The following is a 20456-nucleotide window of genomic DNA, read 5'->3' as shown; positions in this document are numbered from 1 at the left end:
CGTCCCGTCCGGCGAGACGCGGTAGACGCCCATGCCGCCGACGCAGGTGAGCAGGTCGCCATTCGGCGCGAAGGCCAGCCCCAGCGGATGACCGCCGATACGGGCGAAGACCTCGCTGCGCGCATAGTCGGGCGCGAGGAAACGGACGATCGTACCGTGCCGCGTACCGGTATAGAGATTGTCGTCGCGGTCGAGGACGACGTCCTCGGGACCTTCGACCGCGCCAAGCCCTATGAGCTCCGCCGCGCCAAGCCTGTCATTGACGGCAAGCACGTCGGTTCCGGTCGGCGGCGTCAAATTCGGCAGCTTCAGATAGGTCGGCGAGACATAGACTTTGCTCAACAGCTTGCCGCGGTTCTTCACCCATTTGGCGTCGAACAGCACGGCGGCGATCAGCACCAGACCGAGGATCAGCTGGTTGACCGAGCCGGGCATCGACAGGCGGATGAGGCCGCTGGTCAGGATCAGCACCAGGATGGAGCCGATCACCGCATTGCCGACCGAACCGCGGCCGCCACCCAGCGAAACGCCGCCAAGCACCACGGCGGTCAATACGGAAATCTCCAGCCCTATGCCGGTGTCGGCGCCGGTGCTGCCGAGCCGGGCGGAAAACAGAAAGGCAGCGATCGCGGTCAGCAGGCCCGATGCGACATAGGCGAGGCAAACCGTCAGCTTGACGTTGATGCCGGCATTGTAGGCGGAGCGGCGCGCACCGCCGACGGCGCGCAACCGCCATCCTGGCCTTAGCCTTGACAGGACGATATGCGCGCCAAGGGCGATGACGGCGAAAATGGCGAAGGAGACGGGCAGGCCGTAGAAGGTGCCGAAGCCGATCAGGTCCCAGGTCGGGGAGACCGGCATCGAGCCGACGATCGCGCTGGCAAGCCGGGGAAAGATGATGTCGTAGAGCGCCCGGTAGATGACCAGTGTCACCAGAGTGGTTATGAAGGCGCGCAGCCTGAGATAGCCGATCAGCACCCCGTTGAGCAGCCCGCAGACGAGGCCCGTGGCTAGCGTCGCGATCAATGCCACGCCGACCGGCAGGCCGGCAACGTTCATCGATACCAGGGCGGCAAGCACGCATAGCGCGAACATCGAGCCGACCGAGAGGTCGATGCCGCCCGAGAGGATGACGATGGTGAGCGCCAGTGCGATCAGGCCGAATTCCGACACCTGGCGGGCGAGATCGGTAAGGTTGCCGACCGAGAAATAGCCAGGGATGATCCACGTCATGACGAGGATCGTGACCACCAGCGCCAATGCCGGAATGACGTTGTCGATCCAGCTCTTGGTCAGCAATTCGCCGAACAGGCGGTCCGGCAAAAGCCGGTACCGCAGCCGTGAAAGCGCATCGCTGGTGGCCATAAGTCAGGATTCCCTACTTCAGATCGTCCAGCGTCCAGCAATTGCGCTGGTTGACGTTGGCCTTGGTGATCTGCGTCAGAGGATTGAAATAGAGCGTCTTGGTCTCGCCGGCGGTACCGTCGGAGAGCAGCAGCCTTGCGATCTCCGCATTCAGGATTTCGCCCTGCAGCGGCACGTTGTAGCTGATGTAGAGATTGAACAGGCCCTTCTCGACATTCTCGCAGCCGACCCTGTTGCCGCCGCCGCTTGTGACGAGGAAGACCTGGTCGCCCTTGCCGGCCTGCCGGATCGCAGACGCCGTGCCGGTGTCCTGATTGTCCCAGATGCCGATGGCGCCGCAAAGATCCGGATGCTGTTGCAGCACGGTCTCCATGATCGAGCGCGCCTTTTCCGGATTGTATTCGGTGGCCTGCTGCGAAACGACCTGGATGTCGGGATGCTGGTTCAAGACACGGTAGATGCCGTCGAGTTGGAACACGTCGGATGCCGCCGTCGGCACGCCGGTGTCGATAGCGACCTTGGTCGAAGCACCCTTGCCGGGGCTGCATTTGTCGACCACGGCCTGCGCCGCCTGTTCGCCGATCTCGGTCCAGTCGGCGCCGACATACGAATCGGTCTGGGTGTTCGATTCCAGGTTGATCTGCACAACTTTGATGCCGGCGGCCTGCGCCTGAGCCAGCAACCGGGCGTAGGACTGGATGTCGGGATTGTGCGCGACGATCAGGTCCGGCTTCTCGCTGATCAGCGACTGCAGCGCGCGGGTTCCCGCGTCGGTGCTCCAGGCGGGGTCGCGGATCTCGAAATCATACTTGAGGCGCTTGGCCTGCTGGCGCATCACCGCCGCCCAGCCTTCGGTCAGGTCGAAACCCATCGACAGCGGCAGGAAGACGACCTTCTTGCCTTCCAGCGTCTTGTGGAACGTCGTCGAGCGCGGATTTTCCAGGCCCTTGTCCTGGGCGCTGGCGGTGACGATACCGGCAAGCGCGATGCAGGCCGCGGCCAGCCACTTTGTCGTTTTCAGAAGTCGCATGGTTTCCTCCCATTGCATTTTGGCGTTGAAATTGGTGTCAGAGATCCCCTTGCTGGGACGTCTGCTCGTCGCGTGGGTTGACGAGCGAGTCGATGACGATGGCCAGAAGCAGGACCACGCCCTTGACCAGGTTCTGGATCGTGTAGGCGATGTTCATGATCGTCATGCCGTTGAGCAGGATGCCGACGAAGATCGTGCCCAGAATGACGTTGCGAACCTTGCCGTGGCCGCCATTCAGGCCGATGCCGCCCAACACGACGACCAGAAGGATGTCGTAGATCATCGTCGAATTGAAAAGCCGGGCGTTGATCGCCGACGCCGACGAGGCAAGCACCAGCCCGGCGCCGTAGGCGATCAGCGCGCTGATCGCATATTGCGCGACGATCATCGGCCGGTTGGAAATGCCGGTGATCCTGGCGGCGCCCGGATTGTTGCCCATGGCATAGGTCTGCCAGCCGAACCGCGTGCGGCTGAGCACCAGATGCAGCGCCAGGCAAAGCATGGCAAAGACCACCACCGTCACCGGGACGCCGAGGATGCGGCCCTGCCCGATCAGCGAGAACCATTCGGCGCCTGGCGGCACATTCTGCATCTCCAGCGTGAAGAAGAAGGTTCGGCCAAGGCCGTAGATGACGGAGCCGGCGGCAAGCGTCGCGAAGATCGGCGCGACCTCGCCGAAAGCGATCAGCATCCCGATCAGCACGCCGGCGACCACCGCGAACAGCGCGCCGATCAGCAGCGCGAATTCCAGCGAATAGCCCGAGCGGGCGATCACGAAGGCCCAGGACACCGACACCACCATCGTTGCGATCATCGAGACATCGATGCCCCTGGCGATGACGACCAGCGCCATTCCCAGCGCCAGGATGCCGAGAATCGAGACGCTTCTGATCAGGGCTAGGATGTTGCCGGGGCTGAAGAAGGACGGCAGCAGCAACGAGAACAGCACGAAGGCCAGCACCGCCAGCACCAGCACGATGCCTTCCTGGCTTTTGAGCAGGCTGGAAAGCCGAGCCTGATTTCCGCGTGCGGCTGCCTCGCTCACCGCTCAGGCCTCCTCTTTGCCCAGTCTGAGCAGGATTTCCCTGGCGCGATCGACGCGCACATCGTGATCCGCCGCAAGTTCCTTTGCCACCGCATCGATATTCGCGCCGCTCGCGCCCGCCACGATGGCTATGTTGCGGGCATGCAGCGCCATGTGTCCACGCTGGATGCCTTCGGTTGCCAGCGCCCTGAGCGCCGCCATGTTCTGCGCCAGCCCGACCGCGACGGTGACCTCGGCTAGCTCTTGCGCCGTGGTCACGCCGAGGAGTTTCAGCGCTGCGCGCGCGGCCGGGTGCGTCTTGGTGGCGCCGCCGACCATGCCCAGCGCCATCGGCATTTCCAGCGTCCCCACGAGGTTTCCGGCGGCGTCGATCTCCCAGCGGCTCAACGACGTATAACGGCCGCCGCGCGCCGCCCAGGCGTGGGCGCCGGCCTCGATCGCCCGCCAGTCGTTGCCGGTCGCGACGACGATTGGATCGATGCCGTTCATGATGCCCTTATTGTGCGTGGCCGCGCGGTAAGGATCGACGATCGCCAGCGAACAGGCCTCGACGATGCCGGCAACGATACGCTCGCCGGTGAACTCCTTCGTCGCCAGTGCCTTCGGCGTCAGCCGCACCCGCGCCCGCGCCAGCCTGAGGTCGGCCAGGTTGGAGAGGATGCGCAGCCGGACGGTGCCACCCGAAATGCGCTCGATCATCGGTGCGACTGCCTCGGCCATGGTATTGACCGTGTTGGCGCCCATCGCGTCGCGCACGTCGACGAGCAGATGCAGCACCACCATCGGTCCGACTTGCGTCTCCTCGAACACCTGCACTTCAATCTCGCTGCAGCCGCCGCCGAGGCCGATCAGCACCCGGTCCTTCTCGTTGGCGGCGGCGATGATCTGGTCGCGGGCGGACAGCAGCCTGGCGCGTGCGCCGTGCGGATCGGACAGACCGAGTATCTGCACCTGTGCCCGCATGATCGGTGCGGTGCTCGATGTCTCGAAGCCGCCGCAACCGCGGGCGATGCGCGCCATGTAGGAGGCGGCGGCGACCACCGACGGCTCTTCCACCGCCATCGGGATGAGGTAATCGCGACCGTTAATTGTGAAATTGGTGGCGACGCCGAGCGGAATCTCGAAAGTGCCGACCACATTCTCGATCATGCCGTTGGCGAGATCGAGCGGCAGGACGCCGCCGCGCAAGGCATCGCGATCCGCCTGCCCAAGACGAGCGGCGTCGCCGACCGTCGCCAGGCGATCGGCCGGCGACAGGTCGCGGAATTTCTCGATGCGGGAATTCAGCCGCGGCTCGACACCGCTGTCCTGGACAGCCACCATCACGATCGCCTCCCTGCGAATGCTTGTCGTTGAGGCAGCTATCGTTTAACTGATACCATCTATCAAGGTACAGCTACAGGAAACAGCGACAAACTGTACCAGTCCATATCAGGGCACGCAGCCCATCGGAGGATGTTCTGGGATGACGCGCGCCGAGGCCGTGGCGGCAGAGATCAGAAGGCGCATCGAGACCGGCTCGATTGCCGTCGGCGCCAAGCTTCCGTCGATACGCAAGGCCGCCGAGCAATTCGACGTTTCCAAGAACACCATCGTCGATGCCTATGACCGGCTGGTATCCGCGGGCATCGCGTTTTCGCGGCCCGGCGCCGGCTTCATGGTTGCCGAGCGTCGCCGGCAGACGCCGAGCGAGCGTCCCCGCCATGTCGCGGAAGCGGTCGACATCGCCTCGCTGCTCAATGCGCAGTTGGAGGAGAGCTTTTCGATCCGCGTCGGCGACGGGCGGCCGCCCGCCTCATGGATGGAGGAATCGGAAGTGCGGCGCCATCTCGGGCTGCTCGGCCGGCACCAGAGGTCCAGCAGCGACGGCTATGGTTCGGCGATGGGCCTGCCGGCGCTGCGCGAGCGCCTCGCCTTCGACCTCATGGAGCGCGAGGTGCAGGCGAGCCCGGACCAAATCCTGCTGACATTCGGCGCCAACCACGCACTGGACCTGATCATACGCCGCTTCCTCGTCGCCGGCGATACCGTGCTGGTCGACGACCCCGGCTATTACCCGCTTTTCGCCAAGCTGAAGCTGGCGCAGATCCGCATGATCGGCGTGAAGCGGACGCCGACCGGTCCGGACCTCGACGATCTCGCCGGCAAGGCCGAGCGCGAGCGTCCGAAGCTGTTCTTCACACAATCGCTTGCGCACAATCCAACCGGCAGCTCGACCAACCTGCCGACGGCTCACTCGATCCTGACGATCGCCGCGCGCTGCGACATGCTGGTGGTCGAGGACGACCCGTTCGTCGACCTGCCGACGGTCCGTGGCGTTGGCCTTGCGCCTCTCGACCAGTTGCGGAACGTCATCTGCGTGCGCACCTTTGCCAAGACGTTGTCGGCCAGCCTGCGCTGCGGCTATATCGCCGCGCGCCCCGACCTTATCGCTTCCCTTGCCGAGTTGAAGATGCTGACGACAGTCAACAGCTCAGGACACATTGAGCGGTTGATCCATGGATTGATCAGTGAAGGTCACTATCGGCGCCACCTCAAGCGTTTGGCGCAGCGTGTGCAGCAGGCCACCGAGACGGTCGTTCCCCGCCTTCAGAAGATGGGTCTTAAGCTCTTTGCCGAGCCGACAGGTGGATACTACGTCTATCTGGAACTTCCCGACTATGTCGATGACATCGCCCTCGCCCGGGAAGGCGCTCGCCAGGGGATTTTTATCGCACCTGGTACCGTGTTTTCGCCGGAGCGCCAACCTGCCAAGGCAGGCATCCGCGTCAACATCGCCTGGGCCTCGGATCCTCATTTTTTTGACTTCATGCTGGCAGAGCTTAGGCATCGGCGGACTTGAACATGACTAAGCCCCGCCTTGGCGGGGCTTAGTGCTTGACGGACCACTCCGCGGCGCGTCGTGACCAGATGAGCGAGAAGTCGCCCCCGGTGTCGGTCTCGGCCAAGCTCGCGTAGAGCGGAGCGGGGAAGTTGGGATCGTCGAGCTTGGGCAGCTCCGAAGGCCAATTGATTGCTGAGGGCAGCGGCTTCCAAGCCGCCAAATGCCGTGACGATTCCCGTCACACCCGATCCTCCACCGCATGGCCGAATGTGCAATTACGCCTCACACCGGCGAGGCATTGCTGGGAAAGGGTCGTCTACACGCCGGGCGTCTGATGCCGAGGTCATGCGCTGCGGGACTTTCGAGACAGAGTGGTGGAAATTCCCGGTTCGAGCGTTGGTTTGCACCGGATTCAGTTCCATGACCCGATGACAGTGTGGAATTTCCTGTGCCATAAGGCCAATCGGTTGAACCAATTCAGAAGGGATGGAAACGATGGCTGTAAACACGATCGATATTGCCGAACGCCTTGCAGACGCGCACGGCCTGTCGAAAACCCAAGCGAAATCCGTGGTCGAGGATGTGTTGAAGGGCATTGCGGAAGCCGCTGCCAAGGGCGAGGAAATCAGCCTCAATGGCTTCGGCAAGTTCAAGGTACAGAACAAACCAGCACGTGATGGCCGCAACCCGTCGACTGGAGCCACGATCAAGATCGCCGCATCGAAGAAGATCGTCTTCCAGCCGGCAAAGGCTCTCAAGGACTCGGTGAACGGCTGACCATTTTATGACGATACATCTCGTCTGATAGTAACGCGCCGTTCTGTTGGGCGATGGTGTCTCATGCCAAGATCATCAGTTTCTCATTGCTGCCGTTCTTAGGTCGGGGTCCCAAGCCGCGCCATTGGCGCGGCCGGAAAATTCTCCAACACCTATTTTATCACAATCTAATGTGAGCCTCGCAATCTGCAAACTCAATGACGTCGACCCACTCGGCTATCTCGCCGACGTGCTCACTAGGGTCTTCAACCGCCATCCGAACAGCCAGATAGACGGCCTGCTACCTTGGACCTATATCTGGGCGCTTGAGCTAAGGACGTGGCCTGAGAACACCGCTTACGATCCACACATCCCGACCTCCTTCAGAAGCGCGCGCATCTCGACGGGAGTTGCACGACAGAAAGTTCGAAAACCTTCCAGGCACCCCAGGCAAACTGGACTGTGGCTAGGAACTGGGGAGGCCAGCCCTCGACAGCATCTCAAGGAACCGGGAATGGTGATGATCCTTCACATAGCGCGGCACAAAGCCAGGGCAGACATTGCTCAGATTGAGATGCGGAAGTTGTGACAGGCAATGGTGGATGGCCCGGGACGCTTCTTCGTTGTTTCCGGTGGCCGACGCGGTCGCGGCCCAATAAAGGGCGCCGCGAACGAAGCCCGGCTTTGTCCTGACCACTTTGCGGGCAGCTTCGAGCGCCCGCTGGTTGTCTCCGCCAGCGCAGAGCGCCACAACCAGGCCGTGGTGGCGCCAGAAGTCGATCACATCGTGCGTTCCGAGCCGGATTGCTTCGTTGGCCTCGCGCACCGCTTCGTCGACCTGTCCGCGCAACGCAAAGAGCATCGAAATATCGCCGTGGCCAGTCGGGTAGCTTGGGTTGAGGCTGATCGCGTGGCGGCATTCGGCGATCGCCTCGTCGATACGACCGCAACTTTCGAGAGCGAACGACAAGATACATCGGGCAATTTCATCGTCCGGTACCGCCCGCACCGCGGCTTCCGCAAGCTCGACCGCACGCTCGATCACCCCTCGCTCCCGAGGCAGCGCACCAAACGCCACGCCCATGGATATTACGATCGAGAGCGTCCGCTTTGCACGGGCGTTGTCGGGACCAAGCGAGAAGGCCTTCTCGGCAAGCTCTATCCCGACCAGAAGTGAGTCCCGAGTCATCTCAAAATATTTCATGAGAGCTTCGTTGACCAGCCTGCGCACTTCAGGGGCACCCGGCGGGCTTTTGTCTCGAACCTTCCAGTTGGTCAGTTGAAGTTCGAGGATCACGGCAAGTACAACAGACTGTGCGATCCTGTCCTGGAATTCGAGCGCGTTCTCGGAGTGGCCGTCGAACTTCTGGGCCCAGACGTGGTGGCCGCCGGCGGCATCGACGAGCTGGACATTCACCCTCAACCCATTGCCGGATCTCTGGACGCTGCCGCTGAGCATATATCGCGCCCGGAGTATCCCTGGCGTCTTGGCTTCTTCGCCCGGACCGCTCTTTTCGGGCGGAAGCGCGGCGAGCACGACATAGTCGGCCACTTCGGAGAGGGCTGTCGTGATGTCCTGGACAAGTCCCTTGGCGAAAAAGTCGTCGCCTTGCTTTCCGGTCAGATTGACGAAGTCGGCAACGCTGATGGAGGGACGCCCAAGGCGCTGGCTGGCCGGAACACCACTTGTCGACTGCACATTTGAGGTGTCGTCGGCGGCAAGCAACAGAGATTGCCAAAGCGCCCGCGTTTCAGGGCCGGCTTCGACGCCGAACTCCTTCTTCAGCATGCTTCTGCAAGCTTCGTATGTCCTGATTGCCCTGTCGCGTTGGCCACATGCGAGCAGCAATTCCATCTTGAGCCGATAGGATTCTTCCCGTGTCGGTTCCATGGTCACAATACGATCGGCCAGGATCAGCCCGGCATCAGGGTCGACGAGACGGGCCAGTTTTTCGAAGGACTCAAGCGCGCGGCCGAGCAGCCTGTCGCGTTCCGATGTGATCCAGTCATCGAACGCATTGCTTCCCAGGTAAAGCCCGTCGAGGAAGGGCCCGGTGTAGTTCGCCAAGGCCTTCGCGAGGTCCTGGGCGGAACGTGCCGAGAGACCCGTTTCGAACTTCTCCACGTCGACTTGAACGGCCTCTGGCCTCAGGGCGATCAGCTCACCGCTGGAATGAATGAGATCCACCCCCTCTCGCGCCAGATCCTGGCGCAGGACACTGAGGGCTTGCCGAAGGCTGTTGCGCGAATGTTCGCCGTCGCTGTCGCCCCATAGGAGGTCAGCCAGCCTCTCCCGCGTCGCCGCCATGCCAGGACATCGGGCCAGATAGGCGATGATTGCCGGCCCTCGTTTCCCGGTCAGCCGAAGCGGACCGGCCGTTTCATTTTCAATCCGGAAACCGCCGAAGAGTGAGATTCTATTTGCAGCGCCCCTGTCCTCACTTTGCATTTGCTATCCCAGCCTGACGAAATCCTAACTCAAAACTAACGCTTCGCAACAGTCGGCCTTCGCGCTCAAGCGCTGCCGTAACGGCAGGCTGTTTAGGCTTTGCTAAATTAAGGTGACCAAGTCAACGAAAGGCTTGGTTCGAGGGGGACGCGTGTCCAGGACAAGAGCCAATTTGCTGCTGCTATTCGCAGCCGCTTTGTGGGGCTTCGGCAATGTCTCGCAAAAGATGGTGCTTGTGCATCTCGACGCGCTGAGTGCGGTGGGTCTGCGCTGCCTGATCGGCGGCCTGCTTGTGTTGCCCTTTGTCTTGATGGAGAGGCGGCTTCCGCTCGGGCCGGACTATTTTTCCAGCTTGGCCAAGGTGTGCGCGCTGTTTGCCATCTCCATCACGCTCCAGCAGCTTTGCTATCTCGGCGCCTCCGTCACCAATGCGAGCTTCCTGGTCAGCACGGCAACGGTAATGACACCGCTGGCCGCCTGGTTTCTCGTAGGCGAACGTCCGACAGCGAGTCTCACGGTCGCCGCCGGGCTGACCGTTGTTGGAGCCCTGCTGTTGTCGGATGGGATTGCCGGGTTCAGCAGTGGCGATCTCACCGCTGTCCTCTCGGCTGCCTGCTATGCGCTCTGGGCAGTCGAACTGGGTCGGCACATGCAGGTGCATGCGCGGCCGTTCACCGCAGCCGCGACACAGTTCTTCGGCGCCGCCGCCTTCGCCCTGCCGCTCGGCGCAATGCAAGGCAATCTGTCGTTGGCCGCCGCATTCGCAGCCGGCCCGGAACTGGCGATCCTCGGCGTGTTCTCCACTGCGATTGCCTTCGGCATACAGACGGTTGCCCTCCGCTTTACGCCGGCCAGCCACGCCGCCGTGATCGTCAGCGCAGAAAGCGTTTTCGGGGCGCTGGGCGCGGCGATCTTTCTCGGCGAGCGGAGCTCGTCCGCGAGCGCATTGGGTGCCGCCATCATTCTGGGTGCGATCCTGTCCGTGGCACTGTCGAACCGAGCGCCGCAGGCACGCACGTCCTTGCGAACCGCTTCGGTTCAACCCTTCGACGGGGCCCCTGCCTTTGCAGCTGCCGCCGCAAATTGGGCAGGCGATCGTCACCCCAACAATTCAGGTCCAGTGGAGGAATGTGATGACCCTTGCCGGTGATGCGAAACCTATTCCGGCCCCGGTTGCCGCCCGACACGGGGGCAGTGGCGTCGATCAGTCAGGCGGCGGTGGCTTTGCCGATGGCGGCCGGACTTCTCGCGGGGGCGCAGTGATGGACGCGCGGAGAATCCTTCTTCCGATCGCACATTTGGCATCGGCGCTTCGCGCCCGCATGAGGGGACCGGGCGGCTACTACAACAGCGGCAACGCGCTCGGCCTCATTGTCGGTCTCGCGATCCAGATTGCCACCGCGCCGGTCGGCTTGCATGAGGGAAGCAGCGTCACCATGGCGGTGATCGAATACTTCGCTGGCAGCCATGGCACTGTTGCGCTGACCTTGACCACCCTGGTCTTCTTCTGGGGCGGCGAGGCCTATCACCGGGCCTGGGCAAGGCCGGATGCTCCCGATCCCGCCCTCAACCGTCTGGGCGACTTCCTGTCGGGCCTGGGTGCGATCGGGCTCGGCATTGCCCTGTTGCTGCTCGGCGATCCATTGCTTGCGGCGACCTCCGGCCTGCTGCATGCGCTGGGCAAATTCGGCAGCACCTTCCACAGGCCCGGCACGCCAATTCCGATGTGGCCGGCCGCTTGGCCCGATCCGTTCCGCAGTGCGGTGCTCGCCAGCCGGTTGCCGGCAATGCTGGCGACGACAGTGGCCCTCGGCCGTGCTTTGCCTGAGGTCTGGTCGGGCGGCTCCTTCGCGGCCCTCGCCATGCCACTGACTTTGCTCGGCTGTTATCTCTTGTGGACCAAGGCCGATCTGCTGCTGTTCGGCGTGGGCACCAAGGCGATCCACCAGATTTCCACATGTTGAGCTCGCTTTTGAAACGACCGGATGTCGAGATGGAGAATGACATGTTTGGCAGTGTGTATCATCAGGACGCCGGCCCCCCATCCTTTCGCAAACGGGTGCGGGCGACAGGCTGGGGCAGTCTCCTGACGCCGGCCGGTTCAATCTCGAGAGTGACAGGAATACTTGCAGCTTCGCTGTTTTGGGGAGCCTCGGCCCATGCCGCGAACGTTGACGTCGCCATCGTGTTCGCGGTCGACTTCTCGTCATCCATCGATCCGAAGATTGCCGATATGCAACGCGAGGGAGATGCCGCGGCACTCACCTCGCCAGAGATCATCGCCGCCATCAGCCGGAATTATGTTGGCTGCATCGGCGTTGCCTATTTTGAATGGTCGAGCCCCGGACACGCACGCGTCGTGCTGCCGTGGACAAGCATCTGCGGACTGGAAGATGCCAAAGCGGCGGCTGCGGTGATCAGCAGGAAAGGCGATGCCGGCTTCATCCGCAGAGGGCGAGGCGGAACATCCGTTTCCTCGGCTATCGACATCGGCAGTCTCCTGCTCGACCAGTTTCCGGGAAAGGCGGCCAAGAAAGTCATCGATATCTCCTCCAATGGCGAGAACAACGACGGGCTTCCCGTCCAGCCGAGCAGGTCGAACGCCATAGCCAAGGGATATACGATCAATGCAATCGCCATCCCGACGGAGGATGAGAATCCCGACGAACCTCTGGCATCCTATTTTGCCAGATCGGTGATTGGCGGTTCCCAGGCCTTTGTCATGACGCCGAAGGGGCCAGACGACTACACGATGGCGCTTCGCCGCAAGCTCGTGACTGAAGTAAGCATGAACGACGAGCGTCCGCTGTGAAAGTGTGCCACGCAGGACGAACTTTCGACCCGCCAGACCGAGCGCATTGCACAACAAGACCCGCCCCGCTGCAGCGCGAGTCCTTGTAGGTCCGTCAGGACAATAGCCTATCGCCGCAACGCGTGCACCCTTGCCTCGCCTTCGCCGGGCACCGGCAACGCCATGTCGTCATCGAGAAGACGCGTGATGCGGGCAAAGCCGGTGAACGCTTTCCTTGCTTCCTCGGCCGACATCTGACCCGACAAGGCGGCCGAGCAACAATTCAGCGCGCACTGATAAACCGGACCGCGCCGTCCTGTCGGCCATTTCCGCAAGAACATCATGGCTTCGGCAACATTATCGATTTCTTCCACAGGGTGTCCTTGCCCGCGCGAAATCCGCACGGGCGAAAAGAAATGCAATTGATCCATCGTTTCCTCCCGGTCGACCGCAATGCGCTCGATCGAACCCCCCCAAACGCGCCAACAGCCGGTTGGTTCCAGATAAAAATGGAATCTTTTAGAAATCTATCAGGCGAAGGCGATCACCCGTGCGGTCGTGAGTGTCGCCTACATCGTGGGGAAGTGGCAGGCGACTTTGCGACCGGGTCGGTATTCCCGCAGCTGTGGCCGCTCCGAACGGCAGCGCTCCGCCGCGATTGGGCATCGGGGATGGAAACGGCAGCCCGTTGGAGGGTTCAGAGGGCTCGGTACGTCGCCGGTGAGGATGATGCGCTTGCGCGTCCCACCGGGCGTCGTCTCCACGACGGGAACCGCCGAGATCAGTGCCTGGCTATAAGGATGGGCTGGTGCCGCAAACACCTCTTCCGCCGGACCTTCCTCGACGATCGAGCCGAGATACATGACCGCGATGCGGGTCGACACCTGGCGCACCACCGACAGGTCGTGGGCGATGAAGATGTACGTGAGATTGAGCTTCTCCTGCAGATCGGCAAGCAGGTTGACGATTTGCGCCTGCACCGACACGTCGAGCGCGGAGACGGGTTCGTCCAGGACCACGAGGTCCGGATTCAATGCAATAGCCCGCGCGATGCCGACGCGCTGGCGTTGTCCGCCGGAAAATTCGTGCGGAAACCGCATGACGTGATCCGGCAGCAAGCCGACAAGGTCGAACAGTTCCGCCACGCGTTTGGTGATCTCGCTCGACGAGGGCCTGCCATGGATGCGCAGCGGCTCGGCCACCAGGTCGCCGACGCGCCGGCGCGGATTGAGCGACGCCGACGGATCCTGGAAAACCATTTGCAGGCGGCGCCGCAGCGGCCTGAGTTCGGACAGCGACTTGGAGGTGATGTCGTTGCCTTCGAACAGAAGCTCGCCGTCCGATATGTCGTAGAGCCTCACCAGGCAACGCGCCAACGTGGACTTGCCGCATCCGGATTCGCCGACCAGACCGACCGTCTCGCCGCGCCACACGGTCAGGGAAACATTGTCGACCGCATGAACGGTTCGCTTGCCTTCGGCGGAGAAACGGCTGCCGATGGAAAAGCGCTTGCCCAGCGAACGCGTCTCGAGGATTGGGCGGTTCTTGTCGATCATCGGTCCGCTCATGCCTGTGCCACCCTGAAGCATGCCGCGGCATGGGTGCCGCTCCCGAGGTCGGGCTTGCCGGCCTCGCAGGGCTCGTAGTGAACCGGGCACCGCGGACCGAACGCACAGCCCTGCGGCAATCGCAGCAATGACGGCGGCGAACCGGGAATGGCCGGCAAGCGCCGTGGTTTTTCGCCGGTCAGCGGCGGGATCGAACCCAGCAGCGCGCGCGTATAGGGGTGTCGCGGATCGGAAAACAGCTCCGCGCGACTGCCGCGCTCCACCACGCGGCCGGCATACATGACCATGACCCGGTCGGCGAGTTCGGAGACCACGCCCATGTCATGTGTGATGAAGACGACCGCCGACTTGTGCGTCGCGCGCAGCTTGCGCACCAGATCGAGAATGCCGGCCTGCACCGTGACGTCGAGCGCGGTGGTCGGTTCGTCAGCCACCAGAAGCGCCGGATTGCAGGACAAAGCCATTGCGATCACCGCCCGTTGACGCATGCCTCCGGACAGTTGGTGCGGGTAGCGCGACATCGCCTCGTGCGGGTTCGGAAAATTCACCTCGGCCAGCAGTTCCTCCACGCGCTCCATCGCCTTGGACTTGCTGATGTTGCGATGCGCGCGGATCTGTTCGGCGATCTGCCAGCCGATCGTGTAGACAGGCGTCAGCGCCGTCATCGGATCCTGGAAGATCATCGCGATCTCGTTGCCGCGCAGCCGCCTGAGTTCGCGCGCGGGCAGTCCCACGAGTTCGCGGCCTTTGTAGCGGATCGACCCTTCGATGGTGGCGTTGGGATCGGTGATGAGACCCATGACGGCCAGCAGCGACACGGTCTTGCCGGAACCGGACTCACCGACGACGCCGAGGATTTCGCTTTCCTCGAGGTCAAAGGAAACGCCATCGATGGCCCGCACCAGGCCATCATTTGTGCGGAAGGAAACTCTGAGGTCGCGCACCGACAGTATCATGATGTCCTCAGGCGCGGATCGAGAAGGATGTAGACGAAATCGACGACCGCATTGGCGACAACCACGAACATGGAAGCATACATCACCGTTGCCATGATCATCGGAAGATCGAGATTCTGCAGCGCGTCATAAGTGAGCTTGCCGATGCCGTGCAGCCCGAACACCACCTCCGTCAGCAAGGCCGAGCCTCCGACCAGCGCGCCGAAATCCAGGCCGAACAGGGTGACGAAGGCGATGAGCGACGTGCGCAAGGCATGGCGCAGCAGGATACGGGTTTCCGACAGCCCCTTGGCCCGGGCCGTGCGGATATAGTCTTCCTGCAGGGATTCGATGATTGCCGCGCGCAGCACGCGCCCGTAAATACCGATATAGAGAATGGACAGTGTGATCCAGGGAATGACCAGGGTCAGGAACCAGCCCTTCGGATCATCGGAGAAATTCTTGTAGCCGAGCGGTGGCACCCAGGAGAACGCCCAGCTGTCGTGATAGCGGCTCTGGGTGATCAGGTTCATCACTTCGCCCAACCAATAGACCGGCATGGAAATGCCGAGCAGCCCTAGCGCCATCAGCAGCTTGTCCAGCCAGCTGCCGCGCGTGGCGGCGGCGGCGATGCCGATGATGATGGAGACCACCACCCACAGGATCGCCGCTCCGAACACCAGCGAGAGCGTGACCGGGATCGAATCCATGACCGCCGGCACCACCTTCCAGCCACGATTGACGAAGGAGGTCAGATCGCCGGTGACGAAGATCTTCTCCATCATCGTCACATATTGCACGTAGAGCGGCCGGTCGAAGCCGAAGCTGTGGCGTACCGCCTCCAGCACTTCGGGCGATGCATTGCGGCCGGCGATGCGCGCCGCCGGGTCGGCGCCCGGCGTTGCGAAGAAAATCAGGAAGACGATGACCGAGATGCCGAACATCACGAACAGCATCTGGCCGAAACGGCGCAGGATTGCGTAGATCATCAGTCGCGCCCCAGCCGAACCTTGGAGCGCGGATCGAGCGCGTCGCGCAGGCCGTCGCCGAAGACATTGAGCGCCATGACGGAAACCGCGATCGCCAGGCCCGGCACCAGCGCCACCAATGGCCTGGTGTAAAGCAGCGCCTGTCCGTCCTGGATGATGGTGCCCCAGCTCGCGGCCGGCGGCTGCACGCCGATCGACAGGAAGGAAAGTGCCGATTCCGTAAGCATGTTCAGCGCCATCATAAGCGGCACGAAGACGATGAGCGTGGTGGTGACGTTGGGCAGGATGTCGCGCCACAGGATGCGCCACCCCGGCACGCCCAGATTGATCGCGGCCAGTACGAACTCGCTCTTGCGCAGCGCCAGAACCTGCCCGCGTATTGGGCGGGCCACGTAGGGCACGTAGACGATGCCGATGATGATGACAGGCAGCCACAGGCTGCCGGACTCGATCTGGATCGGTCCGATCGTGATGCCATGCGCGATGGTGACGATGGAGAGCGAAATCGCCAGCAGATAGATCGGGAACGCCCACAGTATGTCGAGGAAGCGCGACAGCACCGTGTCGGTGACGCCGCCGAAATAGCCGGCGATCAATCCCGCCGCCGTGCCCAGGATCAGGGTGAAGATGGTGGCTGCTCCGGAGATCAGCAACGAGCTCAGCCCGCCATAGAGCATCCTGGCCATGACATCGCGCCCCTGGCTGTCGGCGCCGAGGAAATAATTGCCCAGCCGCCAGGTCGGGCCGAGCGGTGTGTAACCAAGCCCCAGCCCTTCCGTCGATTGTTCCATCACCGGAACGTCGGCACCGTCGATCTGGATGACGGCGTCGAGCGTCGAGGCGAAGGGGTCCACGCCTGCCCATTTTGCATAAAGAGGCGCACTGAGGCAGGCAAGGACGATGAGGAGGAACACGGCCAGCGACGCCATGGCAGCCCTGTCCCTTGCCAGCTTCGCAAACGCGACGGCCCAGGGCCCTCGCGTCTTGCGCGGCATGGCGACAGCTACGTTCGACACGGGCGTGCCCCTCCGCGGTTCGTTACTGCACCCAGGCCATCACTGTACCCAGGATTGGGTGATCATCCAGTTGAACTGCCGGTTGAACTTGAAATTGCCGAGACGTTTGCTGACAAAGTCAAGCCGCTTCGGCGTGAAGAGGCCAACGGCGGGTGCCTTGTCGGTGACTTGCCTGTCGATTTCAGCCCACATTTTGTCGGCGGCTTTCTGATCGGTGACGCCGAGGTCCAATGCCTTTTGCATCTTGGCGTCGATTTCCTTGTCGCAGAAGCCGGCGATGTTGATCGAGGCATCCGAACCTTCACGGAAGGAGGCGCAGCTGAACAGGATGTTCAGGAAGTCCGAAGCCGCAGGATAGTCCTTGTACCATTGGGTAACGGACATCTGCACCTTGTTGTTGGTGTTCTGGATGTAGGTGAACTGGATGTTCGACGAGATCGGCTTGACGTCGGCGACATAGCCGATGCTGGTCAGAACGCTCTGCAGATAGACGCCGATGGACCGCGAAATGGCGGTGTCCTCGACGATGATCGTCACCTTCTGGCCCTTGGTGCCGGAGTCCTCGACGAGCTGCTTTGCCTTGTCGAGATCAGGAGCCGACCATTTGGCGCCCGGATTTTTGGTGAAGGGGCAATAGTCTTCATGGCCGGGGAAGTCCGGGGGCAGGACCTGACAGACCGGCGAGGCCAGCACCTTGCCGCCGAACAGCTTGACCAGCGTGTTGCGATCGATCGCATAGGCAACGGCCTGGCGGGCTTTTTCATTGTCGAAGGGTGCGAGACGGTTGTTCAGCGGCGCGTACCACCAAGCCGAAAGCGGTGAGATGTGCAGCTGGTCCATGGACTTGCTGCCCAGTTCGCCCAGGCGATCGCTGGGCAGAGCGTCGAACATCCAGTCCGCTTCGCCGTTCTGGATCGCGGTGACGGCTGCCTCTTCGGACAGGCCGAAATCATATTGGACGACATCCGGATAGCCGTCCGGCTGAGCTTCTTCGCTCCACTGCTTGAAATTGGGGTTGCGGGAAACCGTCATGCCCTTGTTCGGGTCGAAGGCGGAGATCATGTACGCGCCGGTGCTGGGAATGGGCTTGGAACCCATGTCTTCGGCGGGCGTGTCCGCCGGCAGGACCACGGCATGCGGCAAGGCAAGCTTGTAGAGCAGCTCGGCATCCGGCTTGGTGATGTTGATGGTGATGGTGCCGGCCGCTTCGTCGCCGACAACGCCGCCTTCCAGCGTGCAGCTCTTGGTGTCGGCCAGGCATTTGTCGGCACCGACGATACCGGCATAGAACGTGCCGGAGGTCGGTCCGGAAACCTTGAAGATGCGCTGGAAGGAAGCAACGATGTCCTTCACGCCAAGATCCTGGCCGCTGGAGAACTTGATGCCCTTGCGCAGCTTGAAGGTGAAGGTCTTACCGTCATTGCTGACCTGCGGCAGGGCCTCGGCCAGATCGGGAACGATGGTGAAGCCGTCCATGCCCTCGGCCTTGCGGAAGGCCACCAGGCCGTCATAGATCGGCTGGTACATCTGCCAGCCCTGGTCCGTGTAATTGATGTGCGGATCGAGCGTTCCGGCCGCGGAGCGGGCCAGCAGGCGGATGGTGCCGCCTCGGTGCTCCTTGAGATATTCGGCCTGTGCCGGGGCCAGCCATGTACCGGCCAGCAATGCCGCGGCTGTTGCCGCCAGAAGCAGTTTCTTCATGTCTTCATTCCCCTTTTTTCAATTGTCGTTGTGGTCCAGGAAGTCTCCCACTACCCGCATGCATGCATCTTGCTCTTCGACATGCGGCATGTGGCTGGAATGCTCGAATATCTCCCAGCGCGACCCCTTGATGCCGTCCTTGTAGGGCTGCACGGTCGCGGGCGTGGCCTCGTCGTGACGTCCGGAGATGATCAGCGTGGGAACATCGATGGCCGGCAGACGGTCGACGATGCTCCAGTTCTTCAACGTTCCGATGACGTGGAACTCGTTCGGTCCATTCATCAGATTATAGACGGTCGGATTGCGCACGACCTGGGCGAAACTTTCCGTGACTTCGGGCGGGAAAGGCACGACCCGGCAGACATGCCGCTCGTAGAACATCATCGTCGCCGCCTGGTACGCTGCGTCGTCCGTCGTGCCGGCCTGCTCGTGCCGGGTCAGGGTCTCCTGCACATCCGCAGGCAGATCCGCACGCAACCGGTTGGCCTCTTCGACCCACAGTTTCATGGAAGCCGGCGAGTTGGCGATGGTCAGCGACTTCAGGCCCTGCGGCCGCGTCACGGCATATTCCGCGCCCAGCATGCCGCCCCAGCTCTGGCCGAGGACGTGGAAGCCCGTCCGAATGCCGAGATGGTCGACCAGGTTTTCAAGCTCGTCGATGAACAGCCCAGGTGTCCAGAAATCGGCGCCTTTCTCAGGCAGCAAGGTGGAATTGCCGCAGCCCAACTGGTCGTAGTGGATGACGGCGCGATCCCTTCGCGCAAGAAGCTTGTAGGCATCGACATAGTTGTGAGCGACGCCCGGGCCGCCATGCAGGATCACCACAGGCGCCTTTTCGCCACCGAGATCACCGGTGACCCGATACCAGGTCTCGAAGGCGCCGAAAGCGGCCCGTCCTTCCATGCCTATGATCTCAGATGACATCCCAGTTCCCAGCGCGGTTGAAGGCATCTTGTATTTGTCCGTGACGGCAGGCGCCCTAACTCATGTTGCGGGTGACCTGCACCCATTCTTCCAGCATCTGCACGCCAAATGCCGTGGCGCCTTGCCTGCCGAGAGGCCGATCGGTGTCGGTCAGTTCCTTGCTGGCGATGTCGAGATGCACCCAGGGGCGGTCTTCCGTGAAGTGACGCAGGAAGGCCGCCGCATAGGGAGCGTCGCCGTCTTCCATGTCCTTGGCATGATGCCTGAGGTCCGCGAACGGCGATTGCAGACCCTCATCATAGGCCCGGTCGAGCGGCAGCCGCCAGAACCGCTCGCCGACCGTTTCTCCGGCCGCGATCATCTGTGAAGCGATGGCATCGTCGGTGCTGAATAGGCCTGCGAATATCGACCCCAGGCCACGCGTCACCGAATAGGTCAGCGTCGCCAGATCGACGATCACCGAAGGGTTGAAGCGCGTGGCTGCATAGTAGAGGCAGTCGGCCAGAAGCAGGCGTCCCTCCGCATCCGTGTCGAACACTTCCACTGTCTGTCCCGAGGCCGTGGTGATGATGTCGCGCGGTTTGAGCGCGGTGCCCGATGGCATGTTCTCGGCGATGCCGAGAACACCGACAACGTGTACCGGGCTGCCTTGCCGGGCGAGCGCGATCAGCAGGCCGACCACAGCCGCCGCTCCGCCCATGTCGGCTTTCATGTCGAACATCTGCGCTCCGCCCTTGATGCAGAGGCCTCCCGAATCGAAGCAGACGCCTTTGCCGACGAAAGCGAGTGGTTGGGCGGGAGCACCCTTGCCGCGGTAGCGCAGGACAGCGACCCGTGGCGGACGCGCCGAGCCCGACCCAACGGCGAGGAGCGCGTTCATGCCGAGCTCCTTCAGTTGCGCGGCATCGAGCATTTCGATGTCGATGCCGGCTTCACGCAGCGGCTCCAGATGATCATGGAAATTGTCGGGGTGGAGATGGTTTGGCGGCAGGTTGACCAAGGTGCGTGCATATTCGACGCCGTCGGCGATTGCATTGATCCGCGTCAGCGCCGCGGTCAGATC

General features: G+C 62.5%; 17 protein-coding genes and 3 pseudogenes. 6 read left to right on the top strand and 14 right to left on the bottom strand.

All coding sequences use genetic code 11. The features are described 5' to 3' along the window. The 4 genes and pseudogenes from EOB59_RS36055 to EOB59_RS07935 all read right to left on the bottom strand — a co-directional run. Positions 1-1365, bottom strand: a pseudogene (locus EOB59_RS36055) (ABC transporter permease); the annotation flags it as partial. A gap of 13 nt (positions 1366-1378) precedes the next feature. After that, positions 1379-2395 (bottom strand): sugar ABC transporter substrate-binding protein, encoded by a 1017-nt coding sequence (locus EOB59_RS07945; RefSeq protein ID WP_164873851.1) that lies wholly within the window; start codon positions 2393-2395, stop codon positions 1379-1381. Positions 2396-2432: 37 nt separating this feature from the next. After that, on the bottom strand, positions 2433-3440 hold the full coding sequence (locus tag EOB59_RS07940; protein ID WP_127270346.1) for an ABC transporter permease: 1008 nt from the start codon (positions 3438-3440) through the stop codon (positions 2433-2435). Between the two features lie 3 nt (positions 3441-3443). Beyond that, on the bottom strand, positions 3444-4763 hold the full coding sequence (locus EOB59_RS07935) for a hydroxymethylglutaryl-CoA reductase, degradative (RefSeq protein ID WP_128288107.1): 1320 nt from the start codon (positions 4761-4763) through the stop codon (positions 3444-3446). A 142-nt stretch (positions 4764-4905) separates the two neighbouring features. Here EOB59_RS07935 and EOB59_RS07930 point away from each other — a divergent pair, with 142 nt between their 5' ends. Beyond that, positions 4906-6282 (top strand): PLP-dependent aminotransferase family protein, encoded by a 1377-nt coding sequence (locus tag EOB59_RS07930; RefSeq protein WP_127380140.1) that lies wholly within the window; start codon positions 4906-4908, stop codon positions 6280-6282. A 28-nt stretch (positions 6283-6310) separates the two neighbouring features. Here the strand turns inward: EOB59_RS07930 and EOB59_RS07925 are convergent. After that, a pseudogene (locus EOB59_RS07925) lies at positions 6311-6430 on the bottom strand (DUF736 family protein); the annotation flags it as partial. Positions 6431-6759: 329 nt separating this feature from the next. On the opposite strand from EOB59_RS07925, the gene EOB59_RS07920 reads away from it, so the two are divergent. Together EOB59_RS07920 and EOB59_RS07915 are read left to right on the top strand one after the other, a co-directional pair. Beyond that, positions 6760-7041: an HU family DNA-binding protein gene (locus EOB59_RS07920; RefSeq protein WP_095089546.1), complete on the top strand. Its 282-nt coding sequence runs from the start codon at positions 6760-6762 to the stop codon at positions 7039-7041. Between the two features lie 187 nt (positions 7042-7228). Next, positions 7229-7336 (top strand): annotated as a pseudogene (locus EOB59_RS07915) (transposase domain-containing protein); the annotation flags it as partial. Positions 7337-7486: 150 nt separating this feature from the next. Here EOB59_RS07915 and EOB59_RS07910 read toward each other — a convergent pair. Continuing rightward, positions 7487-9469 (bottom strand): BTAD domain-containing putative transcriptional regulator, encoded by a 1983-nt coding sequence (locus tag EOB59_RS07910; protein WP_128288103.1) that lies wholly within the window; start codon positions 9467-9469, stop codon positions 7487-7489. A 151-nt stretch (positions 9470-9620) separates the two neighbouring features. Between EOB59_RS07910 and EOB59_RS07905 the strand changes: the two genes are divergently transcribed. The 3 genes from EOB59_RS07905 (at position 9621) to EOB59_RS07895 (ending at position 12281) form a co-directional block, all read left to right on the top strand. Further along, positions 9621-10619: a DMT family transporter gene (locus EOB59_RS07905; RefSeq protein ID WP_127323081.1), complete on the top strand. Its 999-nt coding sequence runs from the start codon at positions 9621-9623 to the stop codon at positions 10617-10619. 148 nt (positions 10620-10767) lie between these two features. Continuing rightward, positions 10768-11433 carry a hypothetical protein gene (locus tag EOB59_RS07900; RefSeq protein WP_245481730.1) on the top strand — a complete coding sequence of 222 codons (666 nt, stop codon included), beginning with the start codon at positions 10768-10770 and terminating at the stop codon, positions 11431-11433. Positions 11434-11474: 41 nt separating this feature from the next. Next, a complete protein-coding gene (locus tag EOB59_RS07895; RefSeq protein ID WP_128288102.1) occupies positions 11475-12281 on the top strand; it encodes a DUF1194 domain-containing protein in 807 nt (268 codons plus the stop codon). A 107-nt stretch (positions 12282-12388) separates the two neighbouring features. Here EOB59_RS07895 and EOB59_RS07890 read toward each other — a convergent pair whose 3' ends face one another. The 8 genes from EOB59_RS07890 to EOB59_RS07855 form a co-directional block, all read right to left on the bottom strand. After that, positions 12389-12691, bottom strand: coding sequence for a DUF982 domain-containing protein (locus EOB59_RS07890; protein WP_127397494.1), 303 nt, complete (start codon positions 12689-12691; stop codon positions 12389-12391). 138 nt (positions 12692-12829) lie between these two features. Next, complete coding sequence (locus tag EOB59_RS07885; protein WP_245486563.1) at positions 12830-13828, bottom strand: oligopeptide/dipeptide ABC transporter ATP-binding protein; 999 nt, start codon at positions 13826-13828, stop codon at positions 12830-12832. Next, positions 13825-14784: an ABC transporter ATP-binding protein gene (locus EOB59_RS07880; RefSeq protein ID WP_013531724.1), complete on the bottom strand. Its 960-nt coding sequence runs from the start codon at positions 14782-14784 to the stop codon at positions 13825-13827. The genes EOB59_RS07885 and EOB59_RS07880 overlap by 4 nt, the downstream gene beginning before the upstream one ends. Next, positions 14781-15752, bottom strand: coding sequence for an ABC transporter permease (locus tag EOB59_RS07875; protein WP_127397495.1), 972 nt, complete (start codon positions 15750-15752; stop codon positions 14781-14783). The genes EOB59_RS07880 and EOB59_RS07875 overlap by 4 nt, the downstream gene beginning before the upstream one ends. Further along, positions 15752-16768 carry an ABC transporter permease gene (locus tag EOB59_RS07870; protein WP_127810443.1) on the bottom strand — a complete coding sequence of 339 codons (1017 nt, stop codon included), beginning with the start codon at positions 16766-16768 and terminating at the stop codon, positions 15752-15754. The genes EOB59_RS07875 and EOB59_RS07870 overlap by 1 nt, the downstream gene beginning before the upstream one ends. Before the next feature lie 39 nt (positions 16769-16807). Next, a complete protein-coding gene (locus EOB59_RS07865) occupies positions 16808-18469 on the bottom strand; it encodes an ABC transporter substrate-binding protein (protein WP_128288101.1) in 1662 nt (553 codons plus the stop codon). Between the two features lie 18 nt (positions 18470-18487). Continuing rightward, positions 18488-19393, bottom strand: a complete 906-nt coding sequence (locus tag EOB59_RS07860; RefSeq protein ID WP_127810445.1) for a proline iminopeptidase-family hydrolase — start codon at positions 19391-19393, stop codon at positions 18488-18490. A 55-nt stretch (positions 19394-19448) separates the two neighbouring features. Continuing rightward, positions 19449-20456 (bottom strand): M17 family metallopeptidase (locus tag EOB59_RS07855; RefSeq protein ID WP_245486562.1); only part of this gene is annotated, 1008 nt, incomplete at its 5' end.

Source organism: Mesorhizobium sp. M7A.F.Ca.MR.176.00.0.0, assembly GCF_004023165.1.
GTDB lineage: Bacteria > Pseudomonadota > Alphaproteobacteria > Rhizobiales > Rhizobiaceae > Mesorhizobium.
Note: the sequence above shows the minus strand (reverse complement) of the source record. Positions and strands in the feature narration are given on the sequence as shown.

What these genes read in the sequence shown, in the direction of transcription:
- EOB59_RS07945 (WP_164873851.1), bottom strand. Translation starts at nt 2,395, where the DNA reads ATGCGACTTCTGAAAACGACAAAGTGGCTGGCCGCGGCCTGCATCGCG.
- EOB59_RS07860 (WP_127810445.1), bottom strand. Translation starts at nt 19,393, where the DNA reads ATGTCATCTGAGATCATAGGCATGGAAGGACGGGCCGCTTTCGGCGCC.
- EOB59_RS07910 (WP_128288103.1), bottom strand. Translation starts at nt 9,469, where the DNA reads ATGCAAAGTGAGGACAGGGGCGCTGCAAATAGAATCTCACTCTTCGGC.
- EOB59_RS07895 (WP_128288102.1), top strand. Translation starts at nt 11,475, where the DNA reads ATGTTTGGCAGTGTGTATCATCAGGACGCCGGCCCCCCATCCTTTCGC.
- EOB59_RS07865 (WP_128288101.1), bottom strand. Translation starts at nt 18,469, where the DNA reads ATGAAGAAACTGCTTCTGGCGGCAACAGCCGCGGCATTGCTGGCCGGT.
- EOB59_RS07935 (WP_128288107.1), bottom strand. Translation starts at nt 4,763, where the DNA reads ATGGTGGCTGTCCAGGACAGCGGTGTCGAGCCGCGGCTGAATTCCCGC.
- EOB59_RS07885 (WP_245486563.1), bottom strand. Translation starts at nt 13,828, where the DNA reads ATGAGCGGACCGATGATCGACAAGAACCGCCCAATCCTCGAGACGCGT.
- EOB59_RS07880 (WP_013531724.1), bottom strand. Translation starts at nt 14,784, where the DNA reads ATGATACTGTCGGTGCGCGACCTCAGAGTTTCCTTCCGCACAAATGAT.
- EOB59_RS07930 (WP_127380140.1), top strand. Translation starts at nt 4,906, where the DNA reads ATGACGCGCGCCGAGGCCGTGGCGGCAGAGATCAGAAGGCGCATCGAG.
- EOB59_RS07920 (WP_095089546.1), top strand. Translation starts at nt 6,760, where the DNA reads ATGGCTGTAAACACGATCGATATTGCCGAACGCCTTGCAGACGCGCAC.
- EOB59_RS07890 (WP_127397494.1), bottom strand. Translation starts at nt 12,691, where the DNA reads ATGGATCAATTGCATTTCTTTTCGCCCGTGCGGATTTCGCGCGGGCAA.
- EOB59_RS07875 (WP_127397495.1), bottom strand. Translation starts at nt 15,752, where the DNA reads ATGATCTACGCAATCCTGCGCCGTTTCGGCCAGATGCTGTTCGTGATG.